Origin of the sequence: Flavobacterium sp. (assembly GCF_032153895.1) — a bacterium.
Lineage (GTDB): Bacteria > Bacteroidota > Bacteroidia > Flavobacteriales > Flavobacteriaceae > Flavobacterium.
The window spans coordinates 1-11,090 of the sequence record NZ_JALDYN010000045.1; the positions used below are offsets into that span (position 1 = coordinate 1).

Annotated in this window: 8 protein-coding genes, 1 other RNA gene and 1 pseudogene; 5 read left to right on the forward strand and 5 right to left on the reverse strand. The window is 37.2% G+C overall.

Going from position 1 to position 11,090, the window contains the following annotated elements; genetic code table 11:
• Together RUH60_RS10955 and RUH60_RS10960 are read right to left on the reverse strand one after the other, a co-directional pair.
• Positions 1-3,203: pseudogene (locus tag RUH60_RS10955) on the reverse strand (hypothetical protein); the annotation flags it as partial.
• 27 nt (positions 3,204-3,230) lie between these two features.
• Positions 3,231-3,716, reverse strand: coding sequence for a hypothetical protein (locus tag RUH60_RS10960; RefSeq protein WP_313808254.1), 486 nt, complete (start codon positions 3,714-3,716; stop codon positions 3,231-3,233).
• Positions 3,717-4,081: 365 nt separating this feature from the next.
• Here RUH60_RS10960 and RUH60_RS10965 point away from each other — a divergent pair, with 365 nt between their 5' ends.
• Genes RUH60_RS10965 through RUH60_RS10980 form a run of 4 tightly spaced genes read left to right on the forward strand, consistent with a single transcriptional unit; the run spans position 4,082 to position 8,360 of the window.
• Complete coding sequence (locus RUH60_RS10965; RefSeq protein ID WP_313808256.1) at positions 4,082-4,570, forward strand: phosphoglycerate mutase family protein; 489 nt, start codon at positions 4,082-4,084, stop codon at positions 4,568-4,570.
• Positions 4,567-6,678 carry a polyphosphate kinase 1 gene (ppk1, locus tag RUH60_RS10970; RefSeq protein WP_313808258.1) on the forward strand — a complete coding sequence of 704 codons (2,112 nt, stop codon included), beginning with the start codon at positions 4,567-4,569 and terminating at the stop codon, positions 6,676-6,678. Before RUH60_RS10965 ends, ppk1 begins: the two co-directional genes overlap by 4 nt.
• A gap of 18 nt (positions 6,679-6,696) precedes the next feature.
• A complete protein-coding gene (locus RUH60_RS10975; RefSeq protein WP_313808260.1) occupies positions 6,697-7,587 on the forward strand; it encodes an exopolyphosphatase in 891 nt (296 codons plus the stop codon).
• Positions 7,588-7,589: 2 nt separating this feature from the next.
• Positions 7,590-8,360: an alpha/beta hydrolase gene (locus RUH60_RS10980; protein ID WP_313808262.1), complete on the forward strand. Its 771-nt coding sequence runs from the start codon at positions 7,590-7,592 to the stop codon at positions 8,358-8,360.
• On the opposite strand, the gene RUH60_RS10985 is transcribed toward RUH60_RS10980, so the two are convergent.
• From RUH60_RS10985 to RUH60_RS10995, 3 genes are all read right to left on the reverse strand, one after another.
• The gene (locus RUH60_RS10985) at positions 8,349-8,792 is read right to left on the reverse strand and encodes a hypothetical protein (protein WP_313808264.1); all 444 of its coding nucleotides are present in this window, start codon (positions 8,790-8,792) and stop codon (positions 8,349-8,351) included. The two genes, RUH60_RS10980 and RUH60_RS10985, sit on opposite strands and share 12 nt — an antisense overlap.
• A 233-nt stretch (positions 8,793-9,025) precedes the next feature.
• Positions 9,026-10,111: a DNA polymerase III subunit gamma/tau gene (dnaX, locus tag RUH60_RS10990; protein WP_313808265.1), complete on the reverse strand. Its 1,086-nt coding sequence runs from the start codon at positions 10,109-10,111 to the stop codon at positions 9,026-9,028.
• A 167-nt stretch (positions 10,112-10,278) separates the two neighbouring features.
• Positions 10,279-10,581, reverse strand: a complete 303-nt coding sequence (locus RUH60_RS10995; protein ID WP_313808266.1) for a hypothetical protein — start codon at positions 10,579-10,581, stop codon at positions 10,279-10,281.
• A 122-nt stretch (positions 10,582-10,703) separates the two neighbouring features.
• Between RUH60_RS10995 and rnpB the strand changes: the two genes are divergently transcribed.
• Positions 10,704-11,015: RNase P RNA component class A (rnpB, locus tag RUH60_RS11000), an RNA gene on the forward strand.
• The last annotated feature ends 75 nt before the right edge of the window (positions 11,016-11,090 follow it).

The following is an 11,090-nucleotide window of genomic DNA, read 5'->3' on the forward strand; positions in this document are numbered from 1 at the left end:
CAGTTATCAGTTGCAGTTAAAGTTGCAGCTGCAGGTACTTCAGAAGCACAAGCTAGAGTTAGATTAGCCGGAGCAGCCGGAGCTACAGGTGGCACAGTATCATTTACGTTGATAGTTTGCGAAACAGTAGAAGCATTTCCACACGCATCGGTGAACGTCCAAGTACGTAGCACAGAGAACGAGTTCGGACAGCTTCCCGCAGTAATCATATCGTTTGATACACCAGTGATTGTTCCGCCACAGTTATCAGTTGCAGTTAAAGTTGCAGCTGCAGGTACTTCAGAAGCACAAGCTAAAGTTAGATTAGCCGGAGCAGCCGGAGCTACAGGTGGCACAGTATCGTTTACATTGATAGTTTGTGAAACAGTAGAAGCATTTCCACAGGCATCAGTGAACGTCCAAGTACGTAGCACAGAGAACGAGTTCGGACAGCTTCCTGCAGTAATTACATCGTTTGCAACTCCAGTAATTGTTCCACCACAATTGTCAGTTGCGGTTAGAGTTGCAGCTGCAGGCACTTCAGAAGAACACGCTACAGTTACATCAGCCGGAGCAACTGGAGCAACTGGAGCAACAGTATCATCAATTGTAATTAATTGAGTTAATTGTTGAGGACTTCCACATGGTGTAGTTACATTGAAAATTCTTGTAACAATTGTAGGACAAGTACCCGCTTGTGTATCAGAATAGGTAATTGTATAGGCAATACTTTGGTTAGAAGCTGTTCCACCAGCTGCTAAAAACTGAGCTAATGTTATGCTTACAGGAGTTTCACTATAAGGTAAGCCAGTAATGGAAGCTACGCTACAACCTTCAATCTGATAATCAATTGGTTCTAAAACACTTGGATTTTCAATTAAAGTAATTGTGAAGATAAAGTAGCAACCATTTGCTCCCGGAGGAATAGCATAGTAAGTTGTTGTTCCTAATGTTCCGGGAAACTGTGTTAACGGAGCTCCTACTTGAGGATATTGTGTATAGAACAAAGTTCCTGGAGGAAAAGCACCACTAATCTGACTTAGAGGAATTGAAGCGACGCCACTACAAAATGTAAAAGCTATTGTATTTGAAGTGTTCTGACAATTTTGATTGATATAGTCTTGGGCTTCAATATTAACAGTTAATGGACTTGTAATTGGCTCACCTTGACAAGTTCCTGATGTTGTATAACCCTGAATAAATGGTTTGGTATCAATTGGAATTCCTGTTACTGCACCAACACCATACATGTATCCGAAAATTGTTGAATTTACGGTACAATTTGGATTGGAGAGAATGCGACAGTCTTCAGTAATTTTAATTTTAAATGATAGTTCTCCAAGTAAAACTGTTGGACTTGCAGGAACTGGAAGTGTTCCAATATCCCAATTAATAGTTCCGTTTCCGGTAGGATCGAATGTTAAACTGTTTGGAGAGGGAAGCGGTGCAAAGAAAATACTTCTTGAAGCACTTCCTGGAACATAAGAGGCAGAATATGGTATTGGAATAGAAACTCTCGCATTATTAATTGGTTCAGTTCCTTCATTATATACTTTAATTGAAAATTCAACTTCCTGTCCAGGTTGCGCCGCATAAGGACCTGACCCGGCAGGTAAACCGTTAATTGTTACTACGGAAGAAACTCCTTCGGCATCAGGAATATAAGCATCGACCGCCATAGCAACAGTAAAGATTACATAGGTGTCCTGAGTTGATCCATATCTAAAAGTTGTACTGGTCTGATTGTTGGCCATTACAGTATTACCCGGATTTGGAATATTGAACATACTGACATCTAATCCGGTATTGTTTACGATGTTTGGATTTCTTGTATTGCCACCGGTTTCAATGGATGAATTGAAGAAGTTTCCTGTTGTATTTCCGGAGTGATTTAAATTCAGCCAGTTACTGTCACTTACTTTTTGAATCTGAAAATAATCTCCTGAGATACCTCGATCACCTTCTCCAGCCATTAATCCAAGTTTCATATTAACGGCACCAGTTTGAACAGTATTGAAACCGGTAACTGGCAAATCAAAGCTAGTAGTGGTGTTTCCTTGAACGTAAGCGTGTCCGTCAAAAATTGTAACATCTCGCCATTTCATTTTGGAATTTTCATACACAACAATTAGTCCCCAACCACCGTAATAACCGGTAGATCCACCATTACCTTCAACTACGGCGATATCACCAACAAAATAATTTCCTAAGCCGTGAGTTCTTACGTAGTCAGTAACTTCTGCATAGGCAGAGTACATAAATCCGTCATCATTCGTAGGAAAGTAAATGTCGTCGTTATCAGCAGTTACCTGAGTATAAGAGGCGGCTCCTGGTCCTTTAAGCGAAACAACTCTTTTATCAAAGGTTTTTGATTCTGTTACTGTAGTTGGTATTAACCCGGAAACATTAACATAAGCAAATGAAGAACTTTCATATTGACTTGTGCTTCTGGTCATTCTAGAGTCTCGTTGCAGCTGGTTTACAGTTAAAGTTACTCCACCAACTTGAGAATAAATGGTAACAGGATCAAATGAAACAGTTCTGTTATTACCAGAATTTGAAACTAATTGCCCTGTAGGGATTATCCAACTTCCACCGTTTATTCTGTAACGAATGTATTGTGAACTGTTTAAAAATTCAAACTGATAGGTATCACCATTGCCATCAAATTCGTAGCGAACATAATAACTTCCGTTAGAACCTTGACGGGTTACAGTCATATCATATTGTGTGTAAGTGATATCATCACTATGACCAACTGTTTGATTGTTGTTTACACTTTGTGTTCCCTGAACGTCGCGATCAACCGTAAAAGTTGTTGGACTTGAACTTCCGTTTGAAGCTCTACCAGTCCAGTAAAGTCCGGCATAAATGATATTAGAACAGCTTGGTTGAGCACCGTTTTCAGTTGAGAATGTTAAATTTGATGAAGATGAATTCCATGTAGAAGCATCTCCGTCAATATCAACATATCGCATGTCATTGTTACTATTAGCTGTTTCCTGTCCATAATTTACAAGCGTAAGGTTCGTGTTACCAATCATGGTAAAATCCCCTTTAATATTGTAAATCTTTTTAGTCGGACTATAAACTGAAGTACGCTGTGTAAACGGAACGCGAATCTGCGCTTCAACTGTAAAATACCCTAAAAGAGTAAAAAGTAGTACCAGTTTCCAAACAGCTTTTTCTAAAGTATTTTTGAGTATGTTATTTGAGTTTTGCATAACGTTAATCTTTAATATTAGAGAATTCTAGATTGGATTAGAAGCTGAATATATTATCAGAATTTCCGGGTCATTGTTACTGAAGAAATTTATTATATAATTTATATCGCATACAAAATTGCAGGAAACATATACATATTTTAATCCTGTATAGGTTTGGCGTAGCTGTGATAAATCAATGTTGAAATTATCAGAATTTTTCACATTGATTTTAATGATTTCAAAACCAGCGTTGTTTTGCTGATTTTGTAACATTCCGAGAGAAGCTACATCAATGTCTGCAAAATAACTGTTGGTAACAGATGTGTTTAAAACATTGTTGTTAACCAAGTAGAGTTTTGGATGTAGTTCTGTGATTAGTTTTTTAACCCTTACAAGGTCAAAATTGTTAGCGGATCGAACTGACGAGCCTTGAATTATTTGTTCGTAAGAGTAAAAATTTTGTGCAGAGACATTTCCCACGAGAAACAGAAGAAAAGCACAAATAGCTGATTTGAGTAACACTTTATTCATAAGCTGTAATTTTTAATGAAACACAGTAACTTTCTGAAAATGAATTAACAGAAAGCAGTTTTGATGGTTATTACCATCTGGATATAAAGTGTAATTGGAAAGAATAAGAAAGTTTACCAAGAACTGACAAACCTGAAGATTCAAAACTGTACAACTTTGCTGTGGTATTTAAGTCGTTCAGTTTCAATTCAATCTCGGTATCTTACATGAGCTAAATTATCTAATAAAAATCTCAAGTATGTGAAAATGACAGTTATTTTCGATGAAATTGTAATTTTTCTCTTTGAATTAACAATTATTTGACAAATATTCTCTGGTATTTGTGGTTTTTTTTGACTTACTTTATAAAACAAAATCCTTAGGTTATGAAAAATTTAGTTTTAATCCGTCATGCCAAATCGAATTGGGATATTCCGTTAAATGATATTGATCGCCCGTTGTCAAAAAGAGGTATAGGAGATGCTCATATAACCTCGCATCATATCGACAGTTATCTGCCTAAAACATTCATAGTCTGGAGCAGTCCGGCACGAAGAGCAAAAGAAACTGCTATGATTTATGCACAAAATTTGGCAATTCCGTTGGAAACCATTATTTATAAGGATGATTTGTATACATTTGATGAAAAAGGGTTAGAGCAGGCCATTAAGAATTGCGAGAACAAATACGATAGTTTAATTCTTTTCGGACATAATGGCGCCATAACCGATTTTGTTAATAAATTTGGAGACCGTTATATAGACAATGTGCCCACATCGGGTGTTGTTTCGTTAACATTTGAAGAGAACGATTGGAGCGCAATACGTAAAGGGAAAATAAAAGATGCCGTTTTCCCGAGTCATTTAAAATCATGAATACACCACAAAACCGTTATATAGATAGAGAAAAAAGCTGGTTAACCTTTAATGCAAGAGTACTTCAGGAAGCTGCCGATGAGAGCGTTCCGTTGTTAGACAGACTTCGTTTTTTAGGAATTTTTTCCAACAATCTTGATGAATTTTTTAGAGTTCGTTATGCTGCGATTCGCCGTATGAATGCCGAAGGAATTTCGGGTGAAAAGCTATTGGGCGGAATTACAGCCGAACAATTATTAAAAGAAATCACCGAAATCGTAATCGAGCAACAGTCAGAGAGTTTACGCATTTTAAGTGTGATTGAGAAACAACTTGAAAAAGAGAATGTTTTCATCATCAACGAGAATCAGATTAATAAAGAACAGCAAAATTTTCTTCACGATTATTTCATTCAGAAAGTTGGGCCTGAATTGGTTACGATTATCCTTAACGATTTGGAAGAATTCCCATTGTTGAAAGATACTTCAGGTTATTTGGCCGTTAAGCTGGTCATGAAACCGAAAGAATCCAACACGATTGTTTCAAAACTTTTACAGAAAAAAGAAGTGCGTTATGCGGTAATCGAAATTCCGAAAACCATCAACCGATTTGTGGTGCTTCCGTCCAATTCTGATAAGCAGTATATTATTCTTTTGGATGATGTAATCCGCTATAATTTAAATCAGATTTTCAACATCTTTGATTACGAAAGTATTTCGGCACACATGATAAAAATCACCCGAGACGCCGAGCTGGAATTCGACAGTGATTTGAGTAAAAGTTTGATTGAAAAAATATCCTATAGCGTTAAAGAAAGACGAATGGGAGAACCGGTTCGTTTTGTGTACGACCAATCTATCGATAAAGATACTCTGGCGTTCTTCCTAACCAAAATGCAGATTGATTCCACAGACAGTATTATTCCTGGCGGACGTTATCATAACCGTCGCGATTACATGGATTTTCCAAACATGGGACGTTATGATTTGTTGGCTAAACAACCACCAGCGTTGCCAGTTCAGGGTTTAAGTTTGGAAGGAAGTATTTTGGAGAAAATCAAGGAAAAAGATTTTATGGTTAATGCGCCATATCAGTCTTTTGCATATGTGATTAAGTTTTTACGAGAAGCAGCACTCGATCCGAAAGTAGCATCCATTAAGATTACATTATATCGTTTAGCGAAGAACTCACAAATTATCAGTTCGTTGATTAATGCTGCGAAAAACGGTAAAAAAGTTGTAGTTCAGATTGAATTACAGGCACGTTTCGACGAAGCTAGTAATATTTCTTATGCCGAAATGATGCAAACCGAAGGTATCGAACTGATTTTTGGCGTAAAAGGTTTAAAAGTACACAGCAAAATTTGTGTAATCGAACGAATTGAGGATGGCAAAGTATTCCGTTACGGCTTTATTTCTACAGGAAACTTTAATGAAGCCACTGCGAAAATTTATACCGATGTTACTTTATTGACAAGCCATCAGCAGGTTTTAAAAGACGCCGCCAAAATATTCGACTTTTTTGATGTGAATTACCGAGTTCACCGCTACAAACATTTGATTGTTTCACCGCATTACACACGTTCAAAGTTCATCAAACTGATTGACCGTGAAATCATGAACGCCAATTTAGGTCGTGAAGCTTACATTCGATTAAAAATGAACAGTTTATCCGATTACAAAATGATTGATAAATTGTACGAAGCGAGTAGAGCCGGCGTAAAAGTTCATCTGATTGTTCGTGGAATATGTTCGTTAATTCCGGGTGTTCCTGGTATGAGTGAAAACATTGAAGCCATTAGTATTGTTGATAAATTTTTAGAGCATTCCAGAGTTTACATTTTTGGAAACAACGGCGATCCGGAAGTATTTATTTCTTCTGCAGATTTCATGACCAGAAATTTAGATGCAAGGGTAGAAGTGACCTGTCCAATTTATGATGAAGATATCAAACAAGAGATGTTGGAAACTTTCGAAATCGGATGGATGGCCAATGTGAAAGCGCGATTGCATTCCGAAAAATTAGATAATAAATACCGTAAGCAGCCCGATCAGAGAATGTTCAGAGCGCAGCATGAATTATACAATTATTACCGAGACAAACTGGAAGTTGTAGCCGAAAATGTTTAATCGGTTTAGAATAGCATTATGATTACAATTAAAAAATATGCAGCAATTGACATCGGTTCCAACGCCATGCGATTGCTTATTGCCAATATCGTAGAACAACCAGGAAAAGAAACGCAATTCAATAAAAGTGCTTTGATTCGTGTTCCGATTCGTTTGGGACAAGATGCTTTTACCGTTGGGGAAATTACCGAAGAAAACATCGACAGGATGATTGACGCGATGAAAGCCTTCAAACTGCTGATGAAAGTATATAAAGTAGAACGTTATATGGCATGTGCTACTTCCGCTATGCGTGAGGCTTATAACGGAAAAGAAGTAACTGAAATCATTAAGAAAAAAGCCGATATCAAAATCGATATTATCGACGGTAAAAAAGAAGCAGCAATTATTGCGTCTTCAGATTTACATCATTTTATCAAAACTGATGCAACCTATTTATATGTAGACGTTGGAGGTGGAAGTACCGAATTTTCATTGTTCTCCGAAGGTAAAATGATTGCTTCGAAATCCTTTAAAAACGGAACCGTTCGTTTGTTGAACAATATGGTTAACGATGTTGTGTGGGTTGAAATTGAAAAATGGATTAAGACACAAACAGAACCTTACGAAAATATTACGTTAATCGGTTCGGGTGGAAACATTAATAAAATCTTCAAATTATCCGGTAAAGCTCAGGATAAACCACTTTCTTACATGTATTTGAATGCAGAATATCAAAAACTAAACGCTTTAAGTTACGAACAACGAATTGCCGAATTAGCTTTAAATACCGACCGCGCCGACGTTATCATTCCAGCTATGCGCATTTATCTTAACGCCATGAAATGGAGCGGAGCACGCAATATTTATGTTCCGAAAATTGGTCTTTCCGACGGTGTTGTGAAAGCGATGTATTACGGAAAAATATAAATATGGTTTCTGATTTTGGCTTTCCACTAGAAGAAATTGCTGTAAAAAGATTCGATAGTTTTCCGAATAGACCAACAATTGTATTTCTTCACGATTCTTTAGGTTGTATCGAATTGTGGCGTGATTTTCCTGAAAAGTTAGGTGAATTCACCCAATGTAATGTTTTGATTTACGACAGACAAGGTTATGGAAAGTCTTGTGAATTCAGCTATACTAAGCGTGACAACGAATATTTAGAACTTGAAGCCGATATCTTAAATGGATTGTTGGATTTCTGGAATCTGAAAGAAGTTATCCTATTCGGACACAGTGATGGCGGTTCGATTGCTTTATTAGCCGCAGCCAAATATCCTAACAGAATTTCCGCCGTAATTACCGAGGGCGCTCACGTTTTTGTGGAAGAAGTTACTTTGAAAGGAATTCGGGAAGCAATCCATCAATATGAAACTACAGATTTAAAGCAAAAGCTTGCAAAATACCACGGCGATAAAACGGAAGCTATGTTTTGGGCTTGGGCAGAAACCTGGACAACCGATGCTTTCAGGAGCTTGAATATGGAACATTTTTTACCGAAGATTGTTTGTCCTACATTAATAATACAAGGTGAAGCCGACGAATACGGAACTTTAGAACAAGTTAGTAAAATTGTTACTCAAACCCAAGGGAAATCCGAAAAATTAGTGATTCCTGAAATTCAGCATACACCACATAAAGAAAATCCGGAGTTGATTTTAAAGGAAGTTTCAGCGTTTATTCAGAAATTAAACATCTAAATCGAACGTTTTTCTCAGTATATCTAAGGCAGGGTTTATTGTTTTCAGCTTTTCGTATTTTTCTTGTGGCGTGAAAGCGTATTTTGTTTCAACTACTTCATTCACAGTTACTTCAATATTGATATCGTGGTTGTGAAGATGTCCGCGCAGAAAACCAAGTAACTCCAGTTTATTAGTATCAAAATCAACCTTGGAACTTTCATTAGGTAATTGTAGTTTGATTGTAAAACCATCCAAAGTAGGATCGTCCATCAACATATAAGTCGCCATGATTTTTTGACCTTTATTGCTCAGTTTTTCAGCGAATTGTGTCCAATACAATAGCATATCGGTTTCTGTAAAAGCCTCTTTCGGAAGTTCGTCCTGATGTTTTACATTGGTTTTTTGTGAGGCTTCAAGTTCTCTTTTTGCCTTTATACTGGCTAACGACAAAGCTGAAACTTTTGGAGTATCAGAATTCGGAATTGAATTTACAACTGGCCGAACAATTGGTTTCTCTATAATTTCTTCAGATATCGGAGTTTCAGAAATAGTTGGAGTTTCAACAACTGTTGGTTCTGGTTCTTTTGCAATTATTTCCGCTGGAGTAGTTTGTTCAGCTTGTGGTTTCGGATTAACAACTTCAGTTATGGAATAACCCGAATTTCGATAATAAGTAGGTGGGATTATAAATTTGTCAGCTTTTTTTTTTCTCCATCAAAAGTGATAGAGGCAAGCTGCATAAGGCAAAGTTCAACTAAAAGTCGCTGATTTTGAGAAGTTTTGTACTTCAAATCGCAATCATTGGCGATGTCAATTCCCTGTAATAAAAATTCTTGAGAAGCTTTTTGTGCCTGTTCACCGTACAAACGTTGTGCCTGTTCACCAGCTTCCAATAAAATCAAAGTGGATGGATTTTTGCAAACCATCAAATCTCTGAAATGCGAAGCCAATCCGGCAACAAAATGATGTCCGTCGAAACCTTTGGCTAAAATATCGTTGTACGCCAATAATAATTCAGGGATTTTATTCTCTAAAATTAAATCAGTTACACGGATATAGTATTCAAAATCAAGTACATTAAGATTTTCTGTGACAGCCTGACGCGTCAAATTGTTTCCGCAGTATGAAACCACACGGTCAAAAATCGACAAAGCATCACGCATGGCGCCGTCAGCTTTTTGAGCAATGATATGCAAAGCATCATCTTCAAATGCAACACCTTGTTCTTTAGCGATTTCTGCTAAATGTTCTTTAGCATCTTTAACGGTAATTCTCTTGAAATCAAATATTTGACATCTTGAAAGAATCGTTGGTAAGATTTTGTGTTTTTCGGTAGTTGCCAAAATGAAAATAGCATGACGTGGCGGTTCTTCCAAAGTTTTCAAAAAGGCATTGAAAGCCGATGTCGATAACATATGAACCTCGTCAATGATATAAACCTTGTATTTTCCGGTTTGTGGCGGAATTCGAACCTGATCAATCAAATTACGAATGTCATCTACCGAGTTGTTGGAAGCCGCATCCAATTCAAAAACATTAAACGCAAAATCTTCATACGGATCATCGTAACCTTCCTGATTGATTTTACGGGCTAAAATTCGGGCGCAAGTTGTTTTTCCAACACCTCGAGGACCAGTAAACAATAAGGCTTGAGCTAAGTGATTGTTTTCTATGGCATTCAGTAAAGTATTTGTAATAGCCTTTTGTCCGACTACGTCTTTAAACGTTTGCGGTCTGTATTTACGGGCTGATACAATGAATTGTTCCATAGAAATGTATTGGATTACAAATATAGAAGATTTGTTGGTTTGGTTATTTGATTATTTGGGGATTTGAGGAAAAGTTATTCACAAAATAAGTTAGAATTTAGAATTCAGAAGTTAGGAAGAAAGATAGAATTTCTTAACTGAAAACTGTGACTACGACTGAAACTAACCTAAAGCCCTTTCTTTCCTTTAATAGACAAACCAATTAAAAAACGGGCGGCTTCACTTTCAGAATTGGCGGCATAACCTGAAACAAAAACCCCTTTTTTTCCATCTTTAGATTTGATTCCGTAAACGGTTGCTTCGTCATCGGCACTCGAATCGCCTTCGTAGCGGTAAATGTGTACAATTTCAAAATCATGCGGATTAGCTTTGAACAACTCTTCATTTGTATTAAAATCAAAGTCAAAACCTAATCCTTTAAGTTCTTGTAAAGCGATGGAAACGCTCGCATAATTATAGGTATGTATCATGGTTAAGTTGCAAAAGATTGTGAATTATAAAGTTACTCACAATGTTTTGCTTTACCGAAAATCGATTGTTAAAGTATCACTAAAATATTTAAAAGGCATCGGTTTTTTTGTCGTAAGTTTGCACCGCAGACCGCCTTATCGCTTCAATTTATTGGGGAGGAAAGTCCGGACACCATAGAGCAGCATAGCGGGTAATGCCCGTCACTTTGAGCAATCAAGGGAGGACAAGTGCAACAGAAAGTATGTACAGGTAAGGCTGTAGTGAAACCAGGTAAACTCTATGCGGTGAAATGCCATGTATATCAGCAGTTAAGGGCGGCTCGTTCGTTGCTGAGGGGTAGGCAGATGGAACCTGTGAGCAATTGCAGGTCTAGATAAATGATAAGGACTGACTTCGGTTAGTACAGAATCCGGCTTACAGGTCTGCTTTTTTTAATTGAAAGATTTTTAATTTTGCTAACTGCTAACTGCTAACTGCTAACTGCTAACTGCTAACTGCTAACTGCTAA

What these genes read in the sequence shown, in the direction of transcription:
- dnaX (WP_313808265.1), bottom strand. Translation starts at nt 10,111, where the DNA reads ATGGAACAATTCATTGTATCAGCCCGTAAATACAGACCGCAAACGTTT.
- RUH60_RS10960 (WP_313808254.1), bottom strand. Translation starts at nt 3,716, where the DNA reads ATGAATAAAGTGTTACTCAAATCAGCTATTTGTGCTTTTCTTCTGTTT.
- ppk1 (WP_313808258.1), top strand. Translation starts at nt 4,567, where the DNA reads ATGAATACACCACAAAACCGTTATATAGATAGAGAAAAAAGCTGGTTA.
- RUH60_RS10995 (WP_313808266.1), bottom strand. Translation starts at nt 10,581, where the DNA reads ATGATACATACCTATAATTATGCGAGCGTTTCCATCGCTTTACAAGAA.
- RUH60_RS10980 (WP_313808262.1), top strand. Translation starts at nt 7,590, where the DNA reads ATGGTTTCTGATTTTGGCTTTCCACTAGAAGAAATTGCTGTAAAAAGA.
- RUH60_RS10965 (WP_313808256.1), top strand. Translation starts at nt 4,082, where the DNA reads ATGAAAAATTTAGTTTTAATCCGTCATGCCAAATCGAATTGGGATATT.
- RUH60_RS10975 (WP_313808260.1), top strand. Translation starts at nt 6,697, where the DNA reads ATGATTACAATTAAAAAATATGCAGCAATTGACATCGGTTCCAACGCC.